The organism is Desulfogranum japonicum DSM 18378 (assembly GCF_000429945.1).
GTDB classification, from domain to species: Bacteria; Desulfobacterota; Desulfobulbia; order Desulfobulbales; family Desulfobulbaceae; genus Desulfogranum; species Desulfogranum japonicum.
The window spans coordinates 146,953-173,387 of record NZ_AUCV01000002.1; the positions used below are offsets into that span (position 1 = coordinate 146,953).

Annotated in this window: 22 protein-coding genes and 1 riboswitch; of the genes, 11 read left to right on the top strand and 11 right to left on the bottom strand. The window is 44.1% G+C overall.

Translation table 11 applies throughout. The features are described from left to right. Positions 1-598: 598 nt before the first annotated feature. On the bottom strand, positions 599-970 hold the full coding sequence (locus tag G493_RS34595) for a type II secretion system protein (protein WP_035273284.1): 372 nt from the start codon (positions 968-970) through the stop codon (positions 599-601). A gap of 501 nt (positions 971-1,471) precedes the next feature. On the opposite strand from G493_RS34595, the gene G493_RS0102660 reads away from it, so the two are divergent. Next, the gene (locus G493_RS0102660; protein WP_028579122.1) at positions 1,472-2,329 is read left to right on the top strand and encodes a transporter; all 858 of its coding nucleotides are present in this window, start codon (positions 1,472-1,474) and stop codon (positions 2,327-2,329) included. 296 nt (positions 2,330-2,625) lie between these two features. On the opposite strand, the gene icmF is transcribed toward G493_RS0102660, so the two are convergent. Beyond that, positions 2,626-5,910 carry a fused isobutyryl-CoA mutase/GTPase IcmF gene (icmF, locus tag G493_RS0102665; protein ID WP_035273285.1) on the bottom strand — a complete coding sequence of 1,095 codons (3,285 nt, stop codon included), beginning with the start codon at positions 5,908-5,910 and terminating at the stop codon, positions 2,626-2,628. A gap of 89 nt (positions 5,911-5,999) precedes the next feature. Next, positions 6,000-6,596 (bottom strand): TetR/AcrR family transcriptional regulator, encoded by a 597-nt coding sequence (locus tag G493_RS0102670; protein ID WP_028579124.1) that lies wholly within the window; start codon positions 6,594-6,596, stop codon positions 6,000-6,002. A gap of 319 nt (positions 6,597-6,915) precedes the next feature. Next, positions 6,916-7,015, top strand: a riboswitch (TPP riboswitch). A 100-nt stretch (positions 7,016-7,115) separates the two neighbouring features. On the opposite strand from G493_RS0102670, the gene thiS reads away from it, so the two are divergent. The 6 genes from thiS (at position 7,116) to thiC (ending at position 11,764) form a co-directional block, all read left to right on the top strand. Continuing rightward, entirely contained in the window at positions 7,116-7,313 is a 198-nt protein-coding gene (gene thiS / locus G493_RS0102675; protein ID WP_028579125.1) for a sulfur carrier protein ThiS, read from the top strand. Between the two features lie 3 nt (positions 7,314-7,316). Beyond that, positions 7,317-8,087 carry a thiazole synthase gene (locus G493_RS0102680; RefSeq protein WP_028579126.1) on the top strand — a complete coding sequence of 257 codons (771 nt, stop codon included), beginning with the start codon at positions 7,317-7,319 and terminating at the stop codon, positions 8,085-8,087. A 21-nt stretch (positions 8,088-8,108) separates the two neighbouring features. After that, positions 8,109-9,218 (top strand): 2-iminoacetate synthase ThiH, encoded by a 1,110-nt coding sequence (gene thiH / locus G493_RS0102685; protein ID WP_028579127.1) that lies wholly within the window; start codon positions 8,109-8,111, stop codon positions 9,216-9,218. Continuing rightward, entirely contained in the window at positions 9,215-9,751 is a 537-nt protein-coding gene (gene thiF, locus G493_RS0102690) for a sulfur carrier protein ThiS adenylyltransferase ThiF (protein WP_028579128.1), read from the top strand. The genes thiH and thiF overlap by 4 nt, the downstream gene beginning before the upstream one ends. Next, entirely contained in the window at positions 9,748-10,386 is a 639-nt protein-coding gene (gene thiE, locus G493_RS0102695) for a thiamine phosphate synthase (RefSeq protein WP_035273288.1), read from the top strand. Before thiF ends, thiE begins: the two co-directional genes overlap by 4 nt. Before the next feature lie 85 nt (positions 10,387-10,471). Further along, positions 10,472-11,764, top strand: a complete 1,293-nt coding sequence (gene thiC / locus G493_RS0102700; protein ID WP_028579130.1) for a phosphomethylpyrimidine synthase ThiC — start codon at positions 10,472-10,474, stop codon at positions 11,762-11,764. 237 nt (positions 11,765-12,001) lie between these two features. Here the strand turns inward: thiC and msrB are convergent, their stop codons facing one another. From msrB to cutA, 8 genes are all read right to left on the bottom strand, one after another. Further along, on the bottom strand, positions 12,002-13,099 hold the full coding sequence (gene msrB / locus G493_RS0102705) for a peptide-methionine (R)-S-oxide reductase MsrB (RefSeq protein WP_332308196.1): 1,098 nt from the start codon (positions 13,097-13,099) through the stop codon (positions 12,002-12,004). 330 nt (positions 13,100-13,429) lie between these two features. Further along, positions 13,430-15,436, bottom strand: a complete 2,007-nt coding sequence (locus G493_RS0102710; RefSeq protein ID WP_028579132.1) for a hybrid sensor histidine kinase/response regulator — start codon at positions 15,434-15,436, stop codon at positions 13,430-13,432. 9 nt (positions 15,437-15,445) lie between these two features. Next, positions 15,446-15,985: a YfiR family protein gene (locus G493_RS0102715; protein WP_028579133.1), complete on the bottom strand. Its 540-nt coding sequence runs from the start codon at positions 15,983-15,985 to the stop codon at positions 15,446-15,448. Positions 15,986-16,048: 63 nt separating this feature from the next. Then, positions 16,049-18,118: a TonB-dependent receptor plug domain-containing protein gene (locus G493_RS27525; protein WP_051308961.1), complete on the bottom strand. Its 2,070-nt coding sequence runs from the start codon at positions 18,116-18,118 to the stop codon at positions 16,049-16,051. Positions 18,119-18,663: 545 nt separating this feature from the next. Continuing rightward, the gene (locus G493_RS0102725) at positions 18,664-20,685 is read right to left on the bottom strand and encodes a DNA topoisomerase IV subunit A (RefSeq protein WP_028579134.1); all 2,022 of its coding nucleotides are present in this window, start codon (positions 20,683-20,685) and stop codon (positions 18,664-18,666) included. After that, positions 20,682-22,514, bottom strand: a complete 1,833-nt coding sequence (locus G493_RS0102730; RefSeq protein WP_028579135.1) for a DNA topoisomerase IV subunit B — start codon at positions 22,512-22,514, stop codon at positions 20,682-20,684. Before G493_RS0102730 ends, G493_RS0102725 begins: the two co-directional genes overlap by 4 nt. 70 nt (positions 22,515-22,584) lie before the next feature. Further along, positions 22,585-22,797: a hypothetical protein gene (locus tag G493_RS0102735; RefSeq protein WP_028579136.1), complete on the bottom strand. Its 213-nt coding sequence runs from the start codon at positions 22,795-22,797 to the stop codon at positions 22,585-22,587. After that, a complete protein-coding gene (cutA, locus tag G493_RS0102740; protein WP_028579137.1) occupies positions 22,790-23,119 on the bottom strand; it encodes a divalent-cation tolerance protein CutA in 330 nt (109 codons plus the stop codon). The genes G493_RS0102735 and cutA overlap by 8 nt, the downstream gene beginning before the upstream one ends. A 141-nt stretch (positions 23,120-23,260) precedes the next feature. Between cutA and G493_RS0102745 the strand changes: the two genes are divergently transcribed. The 4 genes from G493_RS0102745 (at position 23,261) to G493_RS0102760 (ending at position 26,320) form a co-directional block, all read left to right on the top strand. Then, positions 23,261-24,049: a type III pantothenate kinase gene (locus tag G493_RS0102745; RefSeq protein WP_028579138.1), complete on the top strand. Its 789-nt coding sequence runs from the start codon at positions 23,261-23,263 to the stop codon at positions 24,047-24,049. 3 nt (positions 24,050-24,052) lie between these two features. Further along, positions 24,053-24,994, top strand: coding sequence for a S66 peptidase family protein (locus tag G493_RS0102750; RefSeq protein WP_028579139.1), 942 nt, complete (start codon positions 24,053-24,055; stop codon positions 24,992-24,994). A 146-nt stretch (positions 24,995-25,140) separates the two neighbouring features. Then, a complete protein-coding gene (locus G493_RS0102755; RefSeq protein WP_153306414.1) occupies positions 25,141-25,653 on the top strand; it encodes a hypothetical protein in 513 nt (170 codons plus the stop codon). A gap of 229 nt (positions 25,654-25,882) precedes the next feature. Further along, positions 25,883-26,320, top strand: coding sequence for a PilZ domain-containing protein (locus G493_RS0102760; protein WP_028579141.1), 438 nt, complete (start codon positions 25,883-25,885; stop codon positions 26,318-26,320). The last annotated feature ends 115 nt before the right edge of the window (positions 26,321-26,435 follow it).

Sequence of the window (26,435 nt, forward strand, 5' to 3'; positions counted from 1 at the left end):
TTGTCCTATGCTGACATAGAGTGACATGTCAATTAGGGTGGGCCATAACTTGTGTCTGGTATGACAGGCAGATAGTTACTATCGGATTCTACGCTCATCTTCGAGGGAAAAATTTTGAACACCATCACAAAATGGGCAACTAAGGCAAGATGAGAAGGCTGGTTCTTTTATCTCATTTTTGTTGGTGAATGTTTTCTCGCCGCAGGTAATCGTTCTTAAAAATTATGGACGTATCTTAGGGCGTAGAAAGAGAGAATCGACATAGTATCACTATCGGAATGGACCTCGGCCATAAAAACAATGTCATTTATGTTCGTAATGGCAAGGGCATTATCCCTGGATCAGCCGCCTGCTTAGAGAATTGAGGGCCAGGTTCTGGTCGGTAATCCTCGAAAGCTGCGGGCAAGCCAGAATCCCCCGGCAATATACAGATTGTTGTATGCAGGATACGAATTGGCTACGTGTAATGAACGGATTAATACTGACATTACTCTTCGATAATATACGTATGCCTGCCATTTGGCGTTATTCGAAATCGACCGGTCATCAAATCACCGTTATCTATCTTTTCGTCCAGTAACTGCATAACTTCAGGCGGTTACGTGGCGCCTAATATTGCAATTCCCGCATATGGATAAGAATCAGGACCCTCCCAATTGTAATTTCCTCCTAAAGGAGTAGTTCCCTGAAAGTGTTGAGGAGAAATGAGATATTCAAAACCGTACCCAGGAGGGAGAATAACATGGCTGTCATCGGGGAATTTTCCATGTTCTAACGCGACGGTTATAAATGCTTTCTCAACCACTTTAAGATCATTCATCGCCTCTATAACATATGCTCGAGTTCTATATCGAGCAAAAGAAGGGATGGCGATAGCGGCAATAATTCCTATGACTGCAATTACAATCATAAGTTCCACCAAAGTAAAACCACATTGAAAATGTCGGGAGGAAATCTTGATATAACGCATATTCTTTCACCTTGTTGATTTTAAAATCTCATGTATGATGAAGAACCACTACGGTAAACGCAAACGATACTCCACCTGGCAAAAAAATATAATATCAACTATTTCTGCGCGTTATGACATTCACTAAATATTTGTGCAGTGATTTGAACAGTTGATGTGCATAGACATGTTGCCGCGTAGCTGCATCAAGTGACATTTATTGTCACTTTCAAATCGATAAGAACCTTCAGGCGATATTCTTCCCTGGCCACGATAGCCATCTAAGCAAAACGTAATGTTTACCTATTTTGAAAATAATATTTCCTTAAAATTTTTTTTATAAAATTAGATTTTTTTTAAAGCAAAAACTCATCAATTTTACTAAGAAGATCGCTATGCATCCTCGTGGTTTGCATATGTGGTTGTGTTTGAACATCATTTCAACATAGCCCTACAATGCGGTGGAATAGGTAAAAGGGGGGCTGGGACAATTACCTTATTCACATTAACGAGGAGGAAAAGATGAAAAGAAGTATCCTGAGTTGTGCTGTATTAGGTGCCTTGGTTTTTTCGGGTCAGGCGTTTGCCAATAATGCACGGGATTATATCCCTCTGGACCCTGGCAGTTTTTTCCTTGGCCTCTATTACAATCACACAGGAGCAGATGATTACTACCTTGATGGCGATAAAGTAAACTCATCAATGGACTACACGGGCAATGTTTCTATCCTTCGTCCTGTGTATTACACTAATATTGGCTCCATTACCCTAGATCCACAACTTATTTTACCCGTTGGTGAAGCCAGCCTGGCCAATGATCAATCGTCCGGTATTGGTGATGCCATTGTTGCAGCGACCATTTGGTTTGTGAATAATAAAGAGAGCAAGTTTCTCTTTGCATACACACCGTTCATTACCATGCCAACCGGTGATTATGATGAGCAAAGTTCTGTTAATCTTGGTGCGAACCGCTGGGCACACAAACACGAATTTTGTGTTGTTAAGGGATTCGGGGATAGCACTTGGCTGGAACTGTCAGCATACGCTCAATTTTTTACCGACAATGATGATGTTTTAAGTGCTGACAATGTTAAAGTCGAACTTTCTCAGGAAATGGTATACGGTGCCGAAGCCCACCTGAGCCACAATTTCACGCCTGAATTTTTCAGTTCTTTAGATTATATATATACCGGTGGTGGAGAGACCTCAATCAATGACATTGATCAGGATAATGAACTGAGCACCCATAATCTTGGTGTTACCTTTGCATATATGCTGACACCCAATGTCCAGGTGATGACAAACTTCAATACCGATGTATCTGTTGACACAGGATTAAAGACCACAACCTTTATGGGGCGATTAGGCTTTATCTTCTAATTATCCCTGTGACGCATTGTAAGCTTCACATATTGTAAGACAACATGGTATGAAGCTTGTCGTCTAAAAAAATGGAATGTGAAGAATGCTTTCGCATTCCATTTTTTCACATTTTCACAATATGCCCTATCTGCCCCTACCCTCTAAGACCACAATCTCTACCAGTAAAAAACTAGTCAACAGCATACTGATTGTTCATTTGTTCGTATCGGCAGCAGGACGGAAACGACCAATGTACCTCCCCTCATTTGAGCCGAGGGATTTGGTGTTCAAAACATTGCAACAGCCTCCACCAGCTACATGTTCCGACGGTATTTCCCTCCCACCTCATTGAGAGCACCTACAATTTTGCCAAGACTGCAGTACCGTACCGTATTCATCAGTTCTGCAAAAATATTTTCGCCTCTTAAAGCCACCTGCTGCAGTTTCTTTAGAGCGTCTTCCATGTTATCAGCATGATCGGAATTGAACATGGACAAACGCTGCAATTGCGATCTTTTTTCTTCCTCTGTTGCACGGGCCAGCTCCACACTGCCGGCCAATGCATTAAAATCAGCATCGGGATCAATAAAGGTGTTCACGCCAACAATCGGAAACTCACCAATATGTTTCATGGATTCGTAATAGAGAGATTCTTCCTGTATCTTACTTCGCTGGTATCCGGTCTCCATGGCACCCAATACTCCGCCCCGAGTGGTTAACCGCTCAAACTCCATCAAAACCGCCTCTTCAACCAGGTCGGTTAATTCCTCGACAATAAAACTGCCCTGATTCATGTTCTCGTTTTTGGCCAGGCCCCATTCTTTATTCATTATCAGCTGAATTGCAAGGGCACGGCGCACCGATTTTTTGCTGGGGGTCGTCACAGCCTCGTCATAAGAGTTGGTATGCAGACTGTTGCAGTTGTCATAAACCGCACAGAGCGCTTGCAAGGTCGTACGGATATCATTGAACTGCATATCACGACTGTGAAGGGAACGCCCGGATGTCTGAATATGATACTTTAGCATCTGGGAACGCGCTGATCCACCGTATTTATTCCGCATGGCTACTGACCAAATTCTTCGTGCCACACGTCCAATAACTGTATATTCCGGATCCATACCGTTGGAAAAGAAAAAGGAGAGATTAGGGGCAAAGGTATCAATAGGCATGCCCCGTGACAAGTAATACTCCACATACGTAAACCCGTTCGCCAGGGTCAGGGCTAACTGGGTAATCGGATTGGCCCCCGCCTCTGCGATGTGGTAACCGGAAATGGAAACGGAGTAGAAATTCCGAATGTTCCGGTCAATAAAGTACTGCTGAATATCTCCCATCATCTTGAGTGCAAAATTAACAGAAAAGATACAAGAATTTTGTCCCTGATCCTCCTTGAGAATATCGGCCTGCACAGTTCCGCGGACATTACTCAGAGTGAAGTTCCTGAGTTCTTCTGCCTCTTCTACTGTTGGCTCGCGATGGTTTTCCTTCCGGAACTTGTCCAACTGCTGGTCAATGGCGGTATTCAAAAACATGGCCAGAATGATTGGCGCAGGACCATTGATAGTCATAGAAACCGAAGTGATTGGATTGCAAAGCTCAAATCCGTCATAGAGCGTTTTCATGTCTTCCAAGGTGCAGATGCTCACCCCTGAGTTACCGATTTTGCCGTAGATATCCGGCCGCTCATCTGGGTCAAAACCGAATAGAGTTACGGCATCAAAGGCTGTAGAAAGCCGCTTTGCCTCGTAGTTGGCAGACAGCAGTTTAAAACGTTGATTGGTACGAGCAGGATCCCCCTCTCCGGCAAACATCCGTGTCGGATCCTCACCGACACGCTTTAGGGGAAATAAACCTGCCGTATACGGGAAATATCCGGGCAAATTTTCCCGTCGCATCCAACGATACACCTCTGCGGGATCGTCAAATGCTGGCAAGGATATTTTTGGAATCCGGCTGTGGGACAGCGACTCAGTGTAAAGTGGTACGCGAATTTCTCGCCCACGCACCTGGTACACAAGCTCATCATCATTATAGCGACTCTTTATATCCTCCCACTGTGCCAGGATTTCCTTTGTTTCTTCGCTTAATCGCCCCTGCACCTTCTCAACTTCCTGCTTCAAACGAACTGTTAATTTTACGCTTTCCTCATCAGCGGCAAGTGCCTTTTCTGCTCCTGCTAAATTTGTAACCTTTCGAACCAGTTCTTTCTGAATGTCGGTTTCCTTATGATAATTTCGAACACAATCTGCGATTTCTGCCAGGTAACGAGTCCGTTCAGGAGGTATGATCACTGTCTGTGAGGAGGGTATTTTAAGGCCGGTGCGCGGAAAACTCGATTCAAGCGTTATGCCTTTTTTCTCTTTGATCTTATCCAGTACTCCATGATAAAAAGCAGTTACTCCGTCATCGGCGAACTTGGAGGCGATGGTTCCATACACCGGCATCTCTTTGGCGTCGACACCAAATGCTCTCATGTTTCGCTGCATCTGCTTTTGTACAGCCAAAAGGGCATCTTCACTGCCTTGCTTTTCATATTTATTGATCACTACCAGATCAGCGTAATCCAGCATGTCGATCTTTTCCAACTGTGAAGCTGCCCCGAAATCACTGGTCATCACATAGATGGGAATGTCCACCAAGTCAATAACACGGGAATCCCCCTGTCCGATACCGGCAGTTTCAACAATAACGACATCAAATTCGGCCGCTTTAGCTACTAAAATGGCATCTTGCAGGCTGATCGGGACTTCGGAGTGAGATTTGCGGGTCGCCAGGCTCCTCATATATACCCTCGGGCTGGCAATGGAATTCATGCGAATCCGGTCCCCCAACAAGGCACCACCCGACTTTCGACGTGAAGGATCACAACTGATGACTGCAATCTTCAAATCTTTAAAATCATGCAAAAATCGAAAGATTAACTCATCCGTTAAAGAAGACTTCCCTGCACCACCTGTTCCCGTTATACCTATAATCGGTATCTGCTTCTCACTTATATTCGTATTCAGCTTATTTCGTAAGTCTGATGCTGTGCCTCTGCCGGAATCAGTCACCTGCTCAAAAATTGTCATCATTCGCGCGACAGCCGCATGATTAGTCAAATCAAGGTCTTCCGAATCTAAACCACTGATATCTGATACCGGGAAATCCAACAGCTTTGTCATATGGTTGATCATGCCCTGCAAGCCCATTTTTGCGCCATCCTCGGGCGAATATATTTTTGTCACACCATAGGCTTCCAACTCCTTTATCTCAGCTGGTACAAATACACCTCCGCCACCGCAAAAAACTTTGATATGAGGAGCATTGCGTTCTTTCAACAAATCCACCATATACTTAAAGTACTCTACATGTCCTCCCTGATAGCTGGAAACAGCAATCCCTTGTGCATCCTCCTCAATAGCAGCATCCACAACATCATTGACCGAGCGGTTATGCGCCAGGTGTATCACCTCAACACCTGTATCCATGAGAATGCGCCGCATGATATTGATGGTTGCATCATGGCCATCAAATAATGCCGTCGCTGTAACAATCCGGATATTATTTTGTGGTTTATAGACCTCTGTTTCCTGAATAGCGACATTTGCAGTCATTTTTCCGTCCCTTTTATTAAAATATCAGTGACTATAATCCTTGTATCAAGTTGAATCGCAATCCCTCAGCATGATTCCAATGAACGAAATCAATTTCTCAATTGTCCGATATACAATTTAAGCTGCTCGATTGTCTGTCGCCAGATTTCAGAATCTCTAGAAGCAGTATAAATGGCAAACGCTCCGTTCAGCGCAATCACTATAAAACTAGCCACGTCCCGGTAATTCAGCCCAGGTTTAAGCATACCCAGCTCACCAGCTTCACGTAACCAATTCCGCATTAACCGGGAAAAACGAACATACCCCCGCAGTATATGACGCCTCATGGATTCCGACTGCCCTGACATCTCCACCAGCATGTTCAGAAAAAAGCAACCCCCATCAAAAATATTGGCAGCAAGATAGTCTCGCATGATCCGGTCAATAACCAGCTCAACACGCTCCAATGGGTTTTCCACCGTACGCAACCCATGAAAAACAATCCCCCGCCAGATAGTCACTGCCTCGTCATACACAGCGTACCAGATTTCTTCCTTGCTTTTGAAATGCCCATATAACCCTCCTTTGGTCAACTCGGTCACTTCCAGGATATCATTAATGGAAGTATTGTAATATCCCTTGACGGAAAACAACTGCATTGATTTTTCAATAATATTCCGCCGGGTTTGTTTGCCTTTGTTTGTCAAGCAACCTCCCTTTCAAGTCTAAATATACCAACCGGTCTTTTTATTAACACCTTGAATAATTTTTTGTCAAGAGAGTTTCCAAATGATCCCGATACCATCGATATCATTTGGATTACGCATAAAAACAATTGCTCCGACGATACATACAAATATTTACTATGGTACTATTTATTAACTTTTTTCTGCCCTAAAGTTAAACTTAAGGATTAACTCTATTTTATAATCGACCGTTTTTACATTCTTATTAATAACAAGCAAAGAGTTTGCCCAAGGCTATACAGATTCTGTTGACAAACCATCATTGGCCCGCTATAGATTATTGAAACGCTAGGGGTGCAATCTCTTGCTGAGAGGATTTAGTCCAACCCTTAGAACCTGATCCGGATAATACCGGCGAAGGGAAGCGAATAGTCACAGATACAACCAGGTAAAATCCTGTGTTAGATATCCGAGAAACCGCTTATCCCTTTTCAGGGGACAAGCGGTTTTTTTTTGCTTTTTAAAACGGGGGTCTACACCATGCTACTTCGCGTAAATGGCGATAGTCAAACCACTGCAGCCACCACTCTGGAAGAACTGATCCAAGAAATTGGCCTGAAAACAGAGTCCCTGGTGGTAGAACATAATGAACATATAATCCGTCAGGAGCTCTGGGCCAAAACCAGATTGCAGGATCAGGATCAGGTTGAACTGCTGAGTTTTGTCGGTGGAGGATGAACTATGAATGATGAGGGGTTACGTCTTGGGGATACCACATTTACTAACCGTTTGTTCACAGGCACAGGTAAGTTTGCATCCAATGAAATAATACCAGAAATGTTAGAGACCAGTGGTTCTCAAATGATAACTGTGGCCTTAAGACGCATAGATATGCAATCTGTAACAGATAACATTCTGCAATATATACCTGACGGCGTCACGTTGCTGCCCAATACATCAGGAGCCAGAACGGCAGAACAGGCTATTCGCGTAGCCCGCATTGCCCGTGAAGCCGGATGCGGCAAATTTATAAAAATAGAAGTTATAACAGATGCCAAATATTTAATGCCAGACAACCATGAAACCCTTCGTGCAACCGAGACCCTGGCCAAAGATGGTTTTGTAGTTCTTCCGTACGTATTACCAGACCTCCCACTTGCAAAACGACTGGAAAATGCCGGTGCCGCTGCAATTATGCCTTTAGGAGCACCCATTGGCACCAATCGAGGGCTTGAAACAAAACCATTAATTGCCATGTTGATCGAGAACAGCGCTGTGCCTGTGATTGTTGACGCGGGAATCGGTTTTCCCTCCCAGGCTGCTGCTGCCATGGAAATGGGGGCTGATGCGGTACTGGTAAATACGGCTATCGCCACTGCTGAAGATCCGGTTGCCATGGGCCATGCTTTCAGCCTCGCCGTGCAAGCCGGACGAGCTGCCTATCTGGCTGAAGCTGCCGGCCAGAGTGTCGTGGCCAGAGCTTCGTCACCACTTACAGGGTTTCTTGATTAAATTCGAGTACAGGGGGGATGTATGTCTTTTTACAATACACTTGAACAGTTTGATCACTTTGATTTTTCAAGTTTTTTCAACTCTGTCAGTGATGATCGGGTGCGAGATTGTCTTACAAAAGAATATCTGAATGCATATGACTTTCTTACTCTGCTAAGCCCAAAAGCTGGCAACCATCTGGAAATGATAGCCAAGGTGGCACAAAAAAAAACCATTCAATATTTTGGCAAAACCATCCAGTTATTTGCACCTTTATACATATCTAATTATTGCACCAACAAATGCATATACTGTGGATTTAATCATGCCAATGTCATTGATCGCCGAAAACTTACCATAGAAGAGATAGAAAAAGAAGCCAAGGCTATTTCATCAAGGGGAATACAGCATATCCTTCTGCTGACAGGTGAGTCTCGCCAGGCCACGCCCATGGAATACCTTCTGGAAGCGGTTAAATGCTTGAAACATTATTTTGCATCAGTTTCCATTGAAATCTTTCCACTGGAATGCCACGAGTATGTGCTGCTCCAACAGGCTGGTGTTGATGGGCTTACTCTGTTTCAGGAAGTATACGACAAGGTAATTTACGACAAGGTGCATCTGGCTGGCAAAAAAAAGGACTATCATTACAGACTCGATGCACCCGAACGAGGAGCCATGGCTGGTTTCAGGAATGTTAACATCGGCGCATTGCTGGGGTTGGGTGAGATGCGCAGCGAATTTTTCTTTACAGGGTTACATGCCAGATACCTTGACGACAAGTATCTGGATACGGAAGTTGCTGTTTCCCTACCGCGATTCAATCCTGCAGAATGTGATTTTCACCCTGAATTCCCCGTAAATGATAAAACTTTCGTCCAATTTCTGCTGGCGTTTAGACTCTTTTTTCCCCGTGCCGGCATTACGGTTTCAACACGAGAAAATGCCTACATGAGAGATCATCTCATACATCTGGGAGCCACGCGCTTTTCTGCTGGTGTGAGTACCAGCGTCGGAGGATATGCTCAACATCAGGATCAATCCACCCCACAGTTTGAAATTACAGATGGAAGAAGTGTGGAGGAAGTTGTCTCTGCAATAAGCTCCAATGGTTACCAGCCTGTCTACAAAGACTGGGATCGTGCAATATGAAAATAGGCATAGCCGGAGCAGGTGGCATAGGTTCCAATGTAGCTGTCTCTCTGGTCAGGTCAGGAATCAGACAAATCAAAATCGTTGATTTTGACAGAATAGAACAGAGCAACTTGAATCGTCAATTTTACTTTGCTGACCAGATCGGAAAAATGAAAATCGATTCCCTTGTGGAAAATCTACATCGTATTGCTCCCACCTGCATCGTGGAAACAGTTGCAAGCAAAATCACTCAAGATAATATCGGTAAAATTTTTAATGATTGCAGCATTATAGTAGAAGGCCTTGATAACCGTCAAGACAAGAAAATGCTGCTGGAAAATCTCGGTCCACACAAAGAGCTGGTGGTTTCTGCGTGTGGTATTTCCGGGCATGCAACCAACCGCATCACAACCCGTACTATGGGTAGTTGCTGCATAATTGGTGATTTTACTACGGATTGCGCACAAGCCAAACTCTATACCCATAAGGTTATGCTTATTGCTGCAATGATGAGTGGACGAATCATTGAATATATCGAGGAAAATCAATGAACGATTACAAACTGCCAAAAGGGCTGTATGGAATTACAGCAGAACAATTTTCTCTTGGTCGTTCCAACATCGAAGTTGTACAGGAAATGATTAAGGGAGGCATCGGTATTATTCAATACCGCGAGAAACGGCATAAAAAAGATTACTGCGAAATTTTCAAAGAATGCCAGGAGATTCGTAAGATAACCAAAGAATGCGGAGTGACCTTTCTCATCAATGACTTTGTCGACATTGCTCTGCTGGTTGATGCAGATGGGGTACACGTCGGCCAGGAAGACCTTCCTGTTCCTGCGGTTCGTGAGCTTCTTGGACCAGATAAGATCATTGGCCTCTCTACTCACTCACCGGAACAGTGCAGAGACGCTGCAAAGATTGGAGCAGATTATATCGGTGTAGGACCTATATACTCCACCCAAACCAAAGAAGATGTTTGCAATGCGGTTGGCTTTGAGTATCTGGATTATGCAGCTGCGCATAGTACACTTCCCTTTGTTGCCATAGGAGGCATCAAAAAACATAATATCGCAGAGGTATCAAGGCATGGAGCACAATCAATTTGTCTGGTTACGGAAATAGTTGGAGCCAAAGATATCAATGCCATAATACGCGAACTCACGCAGACCATGCAGATATAAATACGAAACGCAATTAACGGGATGACCAGTCGCGCATAACGCCAGTATTTTGCGCAGCAAACACCATTTATCAGGAGAAATATCTATGCCTTATGCAACACAAATGCAAGCAGCCAGGAAAGGAATTCTAACGCCACAAATGCAACATGTCCTTCAAGAAGAGGCTATAGAGCCAGACGTGCTCCTGAAAAGAGTTGCTGAAGGTACCATAGCTATTCCTGCCAACAAGAATCATCACAACCTCAAAGCTACAGGTATCGGGCAGGGATTACGTACAAAAATCAATGTTAACCTTGGAGTTTCTGAAGATTGCTGCCATGTTGAAAGTGAGTTGAATAAGGTTCGCCGTAGCGTCGAACTTAAAGCTGACGCTATCATGGATCTCAGCACTTTTGGTGATACCCGAACATTCCGTAGACGTACTGTGGATATTTGTCCCGCAATGATTGGTACAGTACCTGTATACGATGCTGTGGCGCGATACGGTAAAGACGTGGCGTCGATCACTGTGGATGATTTTTTTGATGTGGTCGCCATGCATGCTGAAGATGGAGTTGACTTTATGACGATTCATGCCGGCTTAAATCTGACGGCAGTGGAAAGATTAAAAAACAACCAGCGTCTGACCCATGTGGTCAGCCGGGGCGGTTCCCTTCTTTTATACTGGATGGAAAAAAATCAAAAAGACAACCCATTCTTTGAACACTTTGACAGGTTGCTGGAAATTTGCAGGAAGTATGACGTAACTCTAAGTTTAGGAGATGGACTCAGGCCAGGTAGCCTGAAAGATGCCACCGATGCGCCCCAAATCCAGGAGTTGATCATCCTTGGTGAATTGACAAAACGAGCCTGGGCTGCAGATGTCCAGGTGATGATTGAAGGTCCGGGGCATGTGCCTTTAAACGAAATTGTTTCCAATATGCAGCTTGAGAAAAAACTCTGCCACGGTGCCCCGTTCTATGTTCTTGGACCACTGGTTACAGATGTCGCACCAGGATACGACCATATAACTTCAGCCATTGGAGGCGCGTTGGCTGCAAGTTATGGAGCAGATTTCCTCTGTTATGTTACCCCGGCCGAGCACCTGCGTCTTCCTGACATGGATGACATGAAGGAAGGGATAATTGCCTCTCGCATTGCTGCCCATGCAGCAGATGTTGCCAAAGGAATTCCCCATGCCATAGACTGGGATAATCGCATGAGCTACGCCCGCAAAGAACTGGATTGGGAAGCAATGTTTGACTTGGCTATCGATCCGGAAAAAGCTCGAAATTATAGAGAAACATCACAGCCAATAGATAAAAGTGTCTGTACCATGTGCGGTGATCTTTGCGCGGTAAAACGTAGTCGAGAAATTCTTGAACCTGCGACAGAATAAAAAAAGTATTTTTTACTGAAACACATGAGCCGGATGACTGTTTCACACCTCCGGCTCATGATATTAGGGTCGCGGAAAATAATAAATATCTAAAGTTTGCGTAGGATATCGGTTTGGTAACGTCATTGCGTCAATGGTTGCGTACTGGCCGTATTGAACAATTGACGTGGCGACGTTACCAAGTTGAGAGACAAGCAAGATTGGATAATGTACTTTTTTCGTGACCCTTATATTTCTTTACCTGCTTTTTTCTATCTGTTTTTCAAACAAGCGCAGGTATTCTCCATAGCCTTCCTGGTCCAGGTCTTCAACTGGAATAAATCGTAATGCAGCCGAATTGATACAATACCTGAGTCCTGTAGGTTTAGGGCCGTCTGAAAATACGTGCCCCAAGTGTGAATCGCCCTGTTTGCTTCGCACTTCTGTTCGCACCGTAAACAGGCTGCGGTCACTTTTTTCAACTATATTCTGCTGTTCGAGAGGCTGATAAAAACTAGGCCAACCAGTGCCTGAATCAAATTTTTCAAGTGAACTGAACAATGGTTCTCCTGAAACCACATCCACATAAATTCCTTGTTTTTTGTTATCCCAATACTCGTTTTTAAAAGGAGGTTCTGTACCATCATTCTGTGTCACTTCCCATTGTAGAGGGGTAAGTCGCTCACGCAAAGTTGAACTCTCAGCACGTATCTCTTTGGGAATATTCTTCCAGGTTTTTTCAAGGAAATCGTCTCTGCCGGAACGTGAACGATAAAATTTATAACGGAGTGGATTTTTTTTGTAATAATCCTGATGATACTCTTCTGCTGGATAAAATTCTTTGGCTTCCAAAATCGGAGTCACAACAGGTTCCTTAAAAATCCGTGACTTTTCCAGATTTTGTTTTGATTGTTCTGCCTGATGCTTTTGCTCCTGGTCATAATAAAAAATGGCTGTACTGTAACCATGCCCCCTATCTACAAACTGTCCTCCTGCATCAGTAGGGTTTACCTGCCGCCAATATACATCCAGCAACTTTTCATAAGGGACTTTTTGGGGATCAAACAAAATCTGAACCACTTCCAGGTGATCACCATCGTGATAGGTTTGGTACGTCGGATGAGCGGTAGTCCCTCCAGCATATCCTGAAATTACGGCATGCACACCATCCAGTTTTTCAAAGGGGGCTTCCATACACCAGAAGCATCCACCCGCAAACATAGCTTTACTGAGATTGCTCTTTTTCATGGTCATCCTATCATCTTCTGTTGTTGTCGCATTGGAGAGTACCAGGAACCAAATCAGTAGAAAGAGAATACAACCTGTTCCTGCCATCAGTGAAGATCGGGATCTCATTACTATTCCTCCAAAATAACTGCTCACAGCACACCTGGTCTTTCCACCATCCGACCTGGCTAGTGGATATGTAATACGCTGCACCACTGGCCTGTTTGGGACAATATCAGGTACTCTGTCACCAGTTACAGGTTCGGGAGAGTTGCAAACCTGTCAGTCTCCCCCACGAGTAATTGCCCTCCCAGAAGGGCTTAGCTTTACATGTTATACTATGACCATTCTCATTCAGCTGGCAAGAGACTGGTATTAAGAATTACTCACAAAACAGGTGCGCAAATAAAATGTATAATAATTGCAGGGAGCTAAAATAGAAAAACTCTTAGTGAAGGGTTACTTCTTTAAAGCGAGATCAACGGCCGTTGCAATATCTGAAATGGTATAGGGTTTTAGAATATACGACTTTACGCCCATATCTATGGCATCCTGGATCCTTTCAGATGAGGCAAAACCACTGGCAATAATAGCTTTCTGATCTGGATACAGCCTCAATATATGTTGATATGTCTCCAGGCCATCCATCCCGGGATCCATCAACATATCCAATAAAACCAGATCCATAGGTTTGTGCATGAGAAATTCGAGAGCTTTTTCACCACTTTCTACGGTCTCCACCAAATACCCGAGATGGATAAAAATATCCTCGGCAATCATCCGCTGGTTTTGAGAGTCATCAACCACCAGAACAGATTGCCCCTGGCCCATAATCGGCTTGTTGCCTGCTACATCTATTTTGCTGACAGTCTCCTTGACTGCCAAAGGCAAAAGTATCGAAAAAGTCGTGCCCTCTCCCTCGGTACTGTTCACCGTGATAAGACCGTGATGATCCTCAACCGTACCCCACACCACCGCCATACCCAACCCTGAGCCGCTCAATCCCATAACTTTACTGGAATAAAATGGTTCAAAAATACGGTCAATAAACTGTTCGGGTATACCTACCCCCGTATCCTGAATGGTGACTTGCACGTAATCGCCAGAACGCCAATCCTTAAAACCAACAGGCTGTTTTTTCAGCCGCATTACCTGGCAGGAAATCACAATGTTACCTCCTTCTGGCATGGCCTCGGCAGCATTGGCAAGCAAATTCATCAGCATTTTTGAGAGATGTACAGGTGAACCAATCAATGGAAGGTCCTGTTCCGGTTTTTCAAAAATAATCTTAACATTGGGATGATTGACGAGCATCTCCAAACTCTCAGGACTCCGAAGATGATCCTTGATTAAATTCCCCAGTTCAACCCTCTCCTCTACTTTTACCCCCCGCCTTGCCAAAGTCAGGAGATCCTGCACTATAGCTGCAGCCTTTGAACCCGATGTCTTTATGGCATTAAGCGGCTTATACAGGGGTGAATCTTCTGGCAAGGTGGCAAGGAGAAGATCCGGGTAGGTTACTATTCCGGAGAGGATGTTGTTCAAATCATGGGCCACACCGCCAGCAAGCGTGCCTATTGCTTCCATTTTCTGTGCATGGGCGAGTTGTGCTTCCGCCGCTTTACGCTCTTCAATTTCCTCAATAAGTTGAGCATTGGTTTGACGGAGTTCTTCAGTTCGCTGATTAACCAGTTCTGTCAATTGATTGCGATGGCGATCAAGTTCATAGTCCCGCTTTTGTATCTGAGACAGCATATTGTTAAATCCATCAATCAATACACCGAGTTCGTCCTCTCTTTCTTTTGTGACTCTGATACCATAGTGCTGCTCTGCACTGACAATCTGCATCCCTTCAACAAGGTTGAAAATCGGTTTGATAAGCGAACGATTCAACCTGAAAGTAATAACCAGTCCGAGGACGAACAAGAGAACGCTGAAAACAAATAACATGACCGTGAAATACACGATTTGGGTCTGTATTGGAGACAGATCTGCAAGAATACCTATATGACCTATGGTTTTGCCATTAAGCAAAACAGGACCGAATATGGAAAACCTATCGTTGGTAAATGCCTGAATATGCTGATCATTATATTTCGAGGGAAGGGGTAAAACAGTACCGGACGTATTCGATTCTCCTTCTTCCGGTTTCCAGTTTTGTCGAGTGTATGTAGCGAAACGTTTCTTATCTGCATCAAAAAGAATGGCTGCAAGTACACTATCTTCAGCTTCTAACGCTGAAAGAATTTCACCTGCTGTTTCCTGATCTTGAAATATCAGAGCAGCTGTACTGTTCGTGCCTGTTATTTGTAGCAATACTGTCATTTTATCCTGCACACTATGACGGAACGTAAGTACTTTTTCAACAGTAATAGCCACAGCCATTATGCCGATAAGCAGTCCAGAGGTAATAATCACGATAACGGAAAGCTTACGGCTAATCGACCAGTCGAGAAAATGTTTCATAGTACTGCGTTATTTAACCAGTTTGGCGAGGCTAAGCAGTTTGGAGCTAATGGAAATTCCTGCAGGTTCTACGGCATCCGGATTAATTTCGATTTGAATGCGGTTGTGAATATTCAAGAGATTTACCATACCACCCTGTTGGCAGAATTGCTTACTGTCACCAACGGTAAGTATAGGCAGGCTGTTGACACCAGGATTGGAGGTAAACCATTGTAGAACATAATTTTCGGAAATAAATAAAAGGTGAGGTTGCATGCGAAGAGCACTTTCTACATCTTCAAAATATACCATTTGGATGGGAAGTCCCCCCTTTTTCTCCCCTTTTACAGCCTCTTCAACGATTTCAGAGAAATACACATCTCCCAAAACGCCAATGGTAAACGTATTTCGGTTGTTCATGGTTTCCTGGGGCCAGGAAACAAAATGAATGAGATTATATAGAAACACGGCTTTTACATGCTCCTCCTCAGTTGCCCCATGCACATTCAGTGAAACTGACGTATGCAACAGCATAACCAAAAAACTAGAAAAGAGAAGCAGCCTTCGCATTGGATACTCCATGCCTTAAGAATCCTGCAGAGTGAAATGCATTGCCGTGACAATAACCATATCTTAAAATAAATACTGCATTTTCAATGAGAAAATTCTTGGTATTTCAGATATTTCAATACCTGATCTTTCTATAAATTCCACGTGCCCCTCATCAAAAAGGTTTTCAATATTCATACTAACCTGCAATGCTTCAGTGGGCTGCCATCCGCAACGAAGGTCGACGCGTAAATATTCTGACACGTTGTTGTCAAGTTCACTTACATAATACACCTCGCTATCCAGGGAAACATTATGGGGCAAATCAATATAACTTCGTACGCTGAATTGATGATTAGGACTCAGATCCATGTCAGATGGCTCACCTTCCAACACTTGATCTGTAAATTGGAGATCCATTTGCAACCATGAATATGCCGCAATGAATTTCAGCCATTCAACGGGTTTCCACGAAACCTGAAATTCCAGGCCATATGTTTGTCCTTCTATGGAGTTGGAAATGATTTGGGGAATCACTAGATGAGGGGGATAGGGATTTGTCTCGACAAAATACGCCCCTAAATCAGTTGATCTTAACTTGTCGTAATCATTGTAAAAAGCTGCAATGTCAAGGGAAAGGTCATGCAGTGGCTGCCATCTGTATCCTGCCTCATAAGCTATGAGTTCTTCTGAGTCAAAATTCTCATTACCGAGAAGACGTATGATCGACGGCATGCCACCTGAATTTGCTGTCAGAGCTTCGTGATCAAAAACCAGGCTACCAATATTGCTACTGACCCCATAATCAACCCGTGACGGAGTATGTACAGCTCTGGAAACAGATGCCCAAAGCAAACGTTCAGCTGAAAATTTATATCTTGCTCTCATCGAAGGCTGAAACTCAAACCCCGAGTAGTCGTTATGTTCAAATTTAGAGCCAAGGGTTACCCAGAAGGTATCATCAATGAGCATGATATCATCCTGAATAAACGTGTTGAACAGATTATCCGTTTGACTGTCTGGTTCAAAGGACATGTTCTCTGTTTCAGTAAGCGAATCACTTGTAAGGCGATAGCCAACTCCCCAGACCACCTCATGCATCGTATGCGGATTCCAGTGATGTTTGAATTCCACATCAAGGGTATCTCTCGTTTCATCAATGACGTACTGGTCACGCTCGGTATGATCGTAATACAATTGCAACTCTGCGGAAGAACGATGGGAAAAAGCATGATTCCAGCGTCCAAGAATATTGGTGCCACTATATTCTTCTGTTACCAGGGATGTCTGTTCATAGGGTGCTTCCAGGTAACCGGAAAGGGTCAGCATGGCGTCGGCTTTACCTCGATATACATCACCTGTCACGGTGAAGGTATTCTCCTCACCGCCATTCCATTGAGCAGTAAACCCTGAACGCAGCTGCTGCCAACCATCATATGCATCATCCCCCTGCTCTGTGGAATATTCGCTTCGATTGGAGGTCTTGGCATATACTCGGTAATATCCTCTATCGCCAATCTGCCCTCCATATCTTGCAGCAGCAGTTGGCTGATCTATGTTTCCGACTTCGGCCACAAGCAAGGCGCCCTGTGTGTCTTCAGGTTTTTTAGTAATTATATTGATAACGCCATTAACAGCGTTGGCTCCCCAGACAGTCGCGCCCGGCCCCCGTATTATTTCGATACGTTCAATATCTTCTATCATGGTATCCTGGCCATTCCAGTATACACCTGAAAACAAGGGAGTATACACGCTCCGGCCATCTATGAGTACAAGCAGCTTATTGGAAAAATAATCAGCAAATCCACGAGAAGATATTGCCCACCTGTTGGCATCCAGGTGGGAAACCTGAATACCAGGTGCCAGACGCAAGGCATCCGGCAAGGTGCGTATACCTGCTCTTTGCAGATCTTCCTGGGTGATAACTGTCACAGCTGCGGCAGCATCAAATAATTGCTCGGACCTTTTGGAAACCGAAACAATTTCAGTTTGCAGGAGTTGTTCAATACTCAAACTTTTAAGATAGGAAAGAGTCTCTGTATCAGCAGGCTCAGAACCAGATACATTGGCAGGAAACAAAATCGGCACACCTGCGCAAAACATTGATACAGTAAGAAAACTGCAAGAAAACAATGCATTACAGAGGTTTTTCAAGGGGTTTCCTCCTTGACCGTTAGAAAATTTTTATTATCACATGTAACATGTCGGTCATTACTGCGTACTTTTGTAGATACTGATCGGAAATCAGCATCATGTGGAGAGGTGAAACATAACTTTAACAATATTGTAGCAAGCTACCATCAACTGTCAAAATCTATATAGCCTGAACCCCTGATACCTCAGGTATATTTTATACCATAGACAGTTATTATCAAAAAAAACTATGACCAATTGATCACAGACATTCCACAAAGCCTCTCGCCGGCCCCTTATCTCTTTGAACAAACGTTATTTCATGCATGGGCAGGCTAACGGAGTCTGCGCTTACCTGCAAAATAATCACGCTTGTCCAGATAGGCGGTGCCTGTGATCAGTTACAGGTCGGAGCTGAGTGGAACCAAGAAAATTCAAACTCCGTGGTTAGTTACGACAGTGGGGGCACAAAGTGAGTAAGGACTGCGGTGAAGTACTCCCTTGGAAGTACTCCAAGGGAGATATGAAAAAGGTTTTATTCAGTCAAAGAATGCCTGCTGCTCCTGTCATTTTTTATCGTTTTCTGAAGGATAATTTTGAAATCCAGGAAGTTCAGGGATAACGGGCTCCTGTTGCACTGGTTTTCCAGTAGCATCACTTACCCTGCGAACTACTCTGGTGGATATACGCTTACCTTTTGCAGCAGCCCCTTTGATCATGTAGTCGCTGAAATCGATATCAAGGCTGTTATATTTGGCCCGTGAAGAAGGGACTAAATTTATCCTGGCTCGAATTTCATCATTGCCGGTTTTCAAAAAAAGTATTGCGGAACGATTGTGCTCTTCAAAAAGATGATACTCCCTGTTCAGGATGAACTTAGGGGTTGCAAATCGTTTGACATAGCACATATTCTCCAGACCATTACGATAAATAATATTAAACGTAACCTCTGGATCTACGAGATCCATATACAACAGCTCGCTGCCGACAAATATTTTTTCCTGTACATTGATGACTTTATACAACCCTGATTTGAAGATAAGCAGAACACGGTCATATTCTGAACAACTAATTTCCAGATCGTTCTGCGGATCCTCAACTTTGAGCTTATGGCCGATGAAACCTGTTCCACTCTGATACACCAGTTGAAGGTTCGCCAGAGCAGCTGAACGTGCATCCACCTCGTTAAGGGTGTTCAACTCACTGATTCTTGGGTGTGCCTCACCGTATTTTTCCTTGATATCAGAGATATACCCAATGGTGAAGCCAACCATATCTTTGAGTTTGTTTTTTACTGACCGAATGTTTTTTTCAATCTCCCGCAACTCTTTCTGCTGTTTGTTGATATCGTAACGAGAGATTCGACGAATCTTAATTTCCAGAAGACGCTCAATATCTTCTTTGCTTACCGCCCGTTTAAGTTCATCTGCAAACGGTTTGAGCCCCTCATCAACAGCTTTGACCACATCCTGATATTTAGTCTGCTCTTCAATCTTTTTATAGATACGTTCCTCAATAAAAATCTGCTCCAGTTTCCTGGCATGCCATTTTTCCTGCAATTTGCCTAATTCAAGTTCCAGTTCCTTACGCAGATTTTCCAGCAGCATGTCAGTATTACGTTTGAGCACGTCTTCCACCTGCATCTGCTGCGGCATGTTATTTACAATGGTAACCAGAGACGGAGAAATACTGATCTCGCAATCTGTAAACGCATACAACGCATCAATGGTTTCATCGGCATGCACGCCTCTGGAAAGCTTAATCTCTACCTCGACTTTCTCTGCAGTATAGTCGTTGATCGAGGCAATTTTCAGTTTTCCGGCCTTGGCTGCCCTTTCCACTGAATCAATCAACCCTTGGGTCGTAATATTATACGGAATTTCGGTTATCAGGATAGTCTTATCATCTGGCATTTCCAATCGTGCCCGACAACGAATACGCCCATTACCATGGTCATAGTCACTGACATCGAGAAGCCCCCCTTTTGGGAAGTCTGGGTATAAGGTAAATTCCTTATTCTGTAGATAATCAATCTGAGCCTGCAGTAATTCATTGAAGTTATGGGGCATGATTTTCGTTGCCATCCCCACAGCAATCCCCTCAGCTCCCATGAGAAGCAGTAGGGGAATCTTGACCGGTAAGGTCACAGGTTCCTGCATACGCCCATCATAGGAATCAATGAATTCTGTCAGTTCCTTATTGAACAGTGTTTCCCTGGCAAGCGGAGAGAGTCTACACTCTATATATCTGGCAGCCGAGGCCTGATCACCGGTGTAAATATTTCCAAAGTTTCCCTGGCGATCAATCAGAAAACCTTTATTCGCCAGGTTGACTAAAGCTGCAAAAATGGATTGATCCCCATGGGGATGGAGTTTCATGGTCTCCCCTACTACGTTGGCGACTTTATGATATCGCCCGTCATCCATATTATGTAGAGTTTGCAGGATTCGTCGTTGTACAGGTTTAAGACCATCATCTACATCTGGAATAGCTCTTTCCCGGATAACATATGAAGTATATTCAAGAAAGTTTCCATCAAAAAGCTGGTGCAGTTTACCGTGCTGTCGTTCTGTTGATGTTTCGCTCATTCAGGCCTCAAGGTCAAATGTTCCATAATATATTGACGACGCTCGGGTGTATTTTTTCCCATATAGAATTTCAGTACTCTGCTCACCTCGCTCAATGAATCTATACGCACTGGTTTTAAGCGCATGTCCTCTCCAATGAATTGCTTGAATTCAGCAGGAGAAATTTCTCCAAGGCCTTTGAACCGCGTAATTTCCACGCTACGGTCGGATTTCCCCTTTGCTTTGAGGATGGTAAATGCCTGCTGCATTTCTTCATCGGTGAAGCAGTAGATTGTTTTCTGTTTATTACGAACTCTGAATATGGGAGTTTCCAGAATATATACATGGCCCTGTTTAATGAGTACTTCAAAATAGTGTAAAAAAAACGTCAGTAGAAGATTGCGAATATGCAAGCCGTCCACATCCGCATCTGTGGCCAATATAATTTTATCAAACCGCAAATTGGCAATGGACTCCTCAATATTCAATGCCCGCATCAGGGAATACATTTCGTCGTTTTTATACAGTAGATCTAGGCGTTGTCCGAGAACATTCATAGGTTTTCCCTTAATGGAAAACACTGCCTGGGTCATCGGATCACGTGAACTGACTATGGAGCCTGCCGCAGATTGCCCCTCAGTGATAAAAAGCATATTTTCCCGCCCTGATTGGGAGGGTTTCCCTTTGGCAGGATGATATTTACAGTCTTTGAGTTGTGGAATTTTGAGGGCGACTTTCTTGGCCTTTGCTTTCGCTTCCTTCCTTACCGACTGTAGCTCTCTACGTATTTTTTCATTGTGCTGTACTTTTTCAAGAAGCAATTCAGCTATATCTGTCTGTTTATACAGATGATTGGCTACAGCATCTTTAACAGCATTGACAATGGGGGAACGGACGTCAGTGTTTCCCAATTTATTCTTTGTCTGGGACTCAAAAACAGGTTCCTGGACTTTGACGGCAAGAATTCCCACTATACCGTCACGAACGTCCTGGCCATTAAATTTTTTATCGCTGAATTCGTTGACACCCTTGAGAATACCTTCGCGAAATGCAGAAAGATGCGTTCCACCTTCACTGGTAAACGTTCCATTAACAAAGGAAAAATAGGATTCTCCATAGTCATTGGTATGGGTAAAGGCAAATTCAACGGTTTTGTCCGCAAAATGAAACGCCGGGTAAATACGATCGTTGCTTACTTCCCTGTCCAGAAGATCCAGGAGTCCGTTTTTAGAATGATATGCGCTTCCATTACAATGGAGGGTGAGACCGGCATTCAAATATGCATAACGCCATAGCCGCTGTTCAACGTACTCAAAATCAAATTTGTACTCAGGGAACAGTTCAGCATCAGGATGAAAACTGACCAACGTACCATTTTTTTCAGTACATTCTCCTTCTTCTTCCTCTATCAGCGTGCCTCGATCAAATACTGCACGCTTATACTTTCCTTCCCTGTACGCACAAACTGTAAAATTAGTGGAGAGTGCGTTGACTGCTTTCGTACCTACACCATTAAGACCAACAGAGAATTGAAATACATCGGTATTGTATTTCGCGCCGGTGTTAATAGTTGAAACACACTCAACGACTTTCCCCAAAGGTATTCCCCTGCCATAGTCCCTTACACTGCAGGTTCCCTCATGATCGACGGTGATGTCCACCTTCTTTCCATACCCCATAATGAATTCATCCACGGCATTGTCGATGACCTCTTTTAAAAGAATATAAATACCATCATCGGGGTGGGAACCATTACCGAGTCGTCCGATATACATACCCGGTCGTTTCCGGATATGCTCAAGGGAACTGAGGGTTTTAATCTTGGACTCGTCATATTGCTGTACTGACATAAATGAGTAAGTAAAATAAAGTTGTAGGTTGAAAAAACGCTGGGATAAACCAGACCAGAAACTTATTCCATCATATGAACCCGACCACAGTCAGGACATATCCATGTGGGACCGTTACTGATACCCCAAGTGTTTTCCTGGAAACATTCAGGACAAATCTGAAAACCGCAGGAACAATTCCAGCAAAACGGTTTTGTCTCTTTACAGCAATGACACTGAAACGTTTTCTTTTTCCGTCGTCCTCTTCTGTTTTTTGTAGTTGAATCAGACATATTTCAATCATCCTGCCTGTTCACTTCCTGGTTCAACCATTGAAAATATGGTTCATGGCCGTCTGTTATTTCTGTGGCAATAATTTCAGGCACCTCATAGGGATGTACTTCACAGAGCCTGTTTTTGAGACGATCAAAGAGTTCCGAACGTGTTTTCATAAGACAGAGATGTTCCTGGGTCTCTTCAATCGTTCCCTGCCAATGATAGCGCGAAAGGCAAGGAACGATCTGTACACAGGCTGCCAGTCGCGAGGAGAGAACTGCCTCAGCTATTTTTTTGGCATCTTTCGAAGTAGAAACTGTCGTATGTACCTGTATATATGGTCGACTCACTTTTTTCTCCATAAAAAATGATTGTGAACGCCCCGACAGGGCGGACTCAACTGGAATAATTTTGCAAAGTGGAATATCTTACCAGCCTCAGGAAAAAAATACAAATGCTCTGCATATTACCAGCCCTCATCAGGAGGAATCATGCTTTTTGTTGTCGATGTAGGCAATTCACATACGGTCAGTGGTGTTCTTCATAAAAACAAATTTATTGCCAACTGGCGACTGCAGTCCAATCAGGACCGAACCGCGGATGAGCTTGCCATTCGCTATAATGCCCTTTTTCAAATGGCTCAGATAGACCCCAAGGCTATCCATGGGTTTATTGTGTCTTCTGTTGTCCCGCCTCTTGAAACAAGCTGGATGGATTTTGCAGAAAATTACCTTACAACCACCTATAAGCCGCTTGCTGTGAGCAACTCACTTAACCTGGGGGGCCTTATAATACGGATAGAAAATCCTGCTGAAGTTGGCGCTGACCGTATTGTCAATGCAGTGGCTGCCTGGGAGCGATATCACTCCTCTCTCATTGTGGTTGATTTTGGTACTGCCATTACCTTTGATTGTGTCAGTTCCAACATGGAATACCTTGGCGGAACCATTCATCCCGGAATCGGTATTTCCCTGGATGCACTGGCATCCCGTACAGCCAAGTTACCGCGCCTGGATATTGGTGTTGCTCCTGAAAATCCCATAGGTTCATCCACTGTCAAGGCTATCCACTCTGGGATGCTCTATGGCTTTGGCGGACTCATTGATCGTATGGTAGAGGTGCTGAGTAAAGAAATGGAACCTGACGGAAAGCATGTACATGTTATTGCCACCGGTGGCATGGGAAAACTGATTCACCCTTATGCCCGCAGTATTGAGGTGACAGACAAGCATCTCACCCTGACCGGCTTGCAGATACTCTTTGAACTCAATAAGGAATAAGCCATGCCACGTCCAGTTTTCCCCAGGCGTCTGCGCAGAGGCGATACCATCGGGCTTTTTTGCCCTGCTGGCCCCATACATAAATCCATGGAAATGGAGCGCGGAATACGTGTGCTCACATCCATGGGGTTTCAGGTAACCATTCATGGCAATATGCAATGTGGTCATCCTTATCTCGCAGATACAGACCAGGCCAGAGCAAACGCGTTCCTTTCCTTGTGGCATGACGAAGAAGTGCAGGCGCTTATGGCGGTTCGTGGTGGTTTTGGATGTATGCGCCTCATGGATTACCTGGGACTGGACAGCCTGCAGGGACAACCAAAACTACTCATAGGTTTCAGTGATATCACAGCCCTTCTTCAGGGCTTGCTGGTTCATGGCAATATAGTTGGCATACACGGACCAGTGGTAACATCATTGGCAGACCAGGATGAAAACAGCACTCGTAGCTTCTTCTCCCTTGTCACTGGCGAAATCAATACACCCATCATGCCGTTAAACCTTGAAATTCTCCGCAGTGGAGATGCTCAGGGACCACTTGTGGGAGGCAACCTGACCACCCTTATTCACCTCATGGGCACGCCCTGGGAATGCCCATGGGACGGAGCCGTACTTGTTCTCGAAGACACCGGGGAAGTTCCATACCGACTTGACAGAATGCTGACCCAGCTTGCCTGCAGTGGTCGGCTGGCAAACCTCGCAGGTATCATACTGGGAACATTTGATCAGGGGAAGGAAATGGACAGCCTGGAATTGCTAAGGCTTCAGGAACAGGTTTGGACAAGAGTCCTGGAACTTACCCAGGCATACGGATACCCAGTGTGGGGCAATTTTCCCATAGGGCATCAAAAAAGCAATGTAGGCCTGCCCATTGGTATGGAGGTGCAAATGAACTCTTCCACTGGCCAGTTACAGCTCCTGCAGGAATCTGTTACCTTGCTTTAACAGGTATGGTCAAACGCTATTTATATACATCAGGGGCGTTCTTTTTTCTGCTGCTTATCTACATTTTCAGCCTGGTACCTTTTTTCTTTATACGAAAGGTTCTCTCGCACGATCAATATATACTGATCCTTAGTGGATGGGCGGTAGTGGCCCTGCTCTGTCTGCTGCCTGCAATGAGCCTTATAATTCGACATATCTGGTTTTTTAAAGGGACGGGTAAAACACTGGAAATGGAAGCAATGCGGCAGAAACTTTTCTCTATCAATGCAATGGACTGCCCTGTGCAGGTGATTAAGAAAAAACGTTCCCTCATTGTTACCTGGAACCATAGTGACTGGAAATGGTGTGATTACATGAGCTGCGCGGGTATGAAAACACTATATGAACTGTGCCTGCACTTTGAACCTGCAACAAATACCGTTAATATTAGCGATAAAATCAGATCCGTGTATTTTATTGTCTGTCCAGATGAGGTAAAAACAGGGCTGTTTAGTTGGCCCAGGCCATTGCTTAACCTCTACACGGGAGAAAAATGGACCATTGAGAAATACATCGACTGTATTCCTCCTGATTTCTCTTTTACTCCGCAGGAAATAAAATCTCCTGTTCTCGGCACGTTACGAAAACATGGCTGGAACATACGTTTTCATTATTTCTAGGAGTTTGTCGGAGAATTGCTATTTTTTCTCAGATTAAGGCATTTTCAGGAAATCAAGCACAGCCATATAGTTGATATTGCGAGCATTGATTTTCTGAAAATAACACAAATATGGGGAAAAAGAACTTTCTCCGACAGATTCCTAGTGTACAGCTTGACAGGCGCCAGGTTTCTCATTAAGAAATTATTATATTCCTGCTAATATCCCAACAGCTTCATAGGAGGATAACATGTTTGCCTCTCCAAACAGTTGTGATGTAAAAGGCGGCAGAATTCGTACAGTCTGTTCACGGTGTAAAAGTGTACGTTACGTCCCTGTATCCAGTAATACTCGCAGAAAAGCCGTCCGCTGCAGATGTGGAAAAAACACCACCTATATGGTCAACCATCGCGGTTTCAGGCGGGAAACGACCTCTGGCGTTGCAGAAATTTTCATGCCAAACGGAGGTAAGATGAATGTATTGCTCAATGATGTTTCCAGCGCAGGCATAGGCTTTACAGCCAGGTCCGGTGGGCTCCGGGCACTCGCCATAGGTTCTGAAATCACCCTGAAATACAGAAGTGGTGACAGTCAGACAAATCGAAAAGCACGAATAAGAAACGTTGCAGGAAACAGAGCCGGAGCAGAATTCACCGATGGCCTGGCAAATCTTATGAAAATGTTGTAGCCAGTGCCGGTCCATTTTAGGGTATAATCCAAAAAATGGAAAATACCTTGTATGGACAGGCACTACCCCATCATGGGATCTATATTTTCCTGATACCTGCTAATGATTTTTTAAT

Excerpts from the sequence above, each read along its gene's own strand:
- G493_RS0102745 (WP_028579138.1), top strand. The coding sequence starts at position 23,261 with ATGCTTTTTGTTGTCGATGTAGGCAATTCACATACGGTCAGTGGTGTT.
- thiS (WP_028579125.1), top strand. The coding sequence starts at position 7,116 with ATGCTACTTCGCGTAAATGGCGATAGTCAAACCACTGCAGCCACCACT.
- G493_RS0102710 (WP_028579132.1), bottom strand. The coding sequence starts at position 15,436 with ATGAAACATTTTCTCGACTGGTCGATTAGCCGTAAGCTTTCCGTTATC.
- G493_RS34595 (WP_035273284.1), bottom strand. The coding sequence starts at position 970 with ATGCGTTATATCAAGATTTCCTCCCGACATTTTCAATGTGGTTTTACT.
- icmF (WP_035273285.1), bottom strand. The coding sequence starts at position 5,910 with ATGACTGCAAATGTCGCTATTCAGGAAACAGAGGTCTATAAACCACAA.
- G493_RS0102730 (WP_028579135.1), bottom strand. The coding sequence starts at position 22,514 with ATGTCAGTACAGCAATATGACGAGTCCAAGATTAAAACCCTCAGTTCC.
- G493_RS0102750 (WP_028579139.1), top strand. The coding sequence starts at position 24,053 with ATGCCACGTCCAGTTTTCCCCAGGCGTCTGCGCAGAGGCGATACCATC.
- G493_RS0102715 (WP_028579133.1), bottom strand. The coding sequence starts at position 15,985 with ATGCGAAGGCTGCTTCTCTTTTCTAGTTTTTTGGTTATGCTGTTGCAT.
- msrB (WP_332308196.1), bottom strand. The coding sequence starts at position 13,099 with ATGAGATCCCGATCTTCACTGATGGCAGGAACAGGTTGTATTCTCTTT.
- G493_RS0102735 (WP_028579136.1), bottom strand. The coding sequence starts at position 22,797 with ATGATTGAAATATGTCTGATTCAACTACAAAAAACAGAAGAGGACGAC.
- thiE (WP_035273288.1), top strand. The coding sequence starts at position 9,748 with ATGAACGATTACAAACTGCCAAAAGGGCTGTATGGAATTACAGCAGAA.
- G493_RS0102660 (WP_028579122.1), top strand. The coding sequence starts at position 1,472 with ATGAAAAGAAGTATCCTGAGTTGTGCTGTATTAGGTGCCTTGGTTTTT.
- G493_RS0102760 (WP_028579141.1), top strand. The coding sequence starts at position 25,883 with ATGTTTGCCTCTCCAAACAGTTGTGATGTAAAAGGCGGCAGAATTCGT.
- thiH (WP_028579127.1), top strand. The coding sequence starts at position 8,109 with ATGTCTTTTTACAATACACTTGAACAGTTTGATCACTTTGATTTTTCA.
- thiC (WP_028579130.1), top strand. The coding sequence starts at position 10,472 with ATGCCTTATGCAACACAAATGCAAGCAGCCAGGAAAGGAATTCTAACG.
- G493_RS0102725 (WP_028579134.1), bottom strand. The coding sequence starts at position 20,685 with ATGAGCGAAACATCAACAGAACGACAGCACGGTAAACTGCACCAGCTT.
- thiF (WP_028579128.1), top strand. The coding sequence starts at position 9,215 with ATGAAAATAGGCATAGCCGGAGCAGGTGGCATAGGTTCCAATGTAGCT.
- G493_RS0102680 (WP_028579126.1), top strand. The coding sequence starts at position 7,317 with ATGAATGATGAGGGGTTACGTCTTGGGGATACCACATTTACTAACCGT.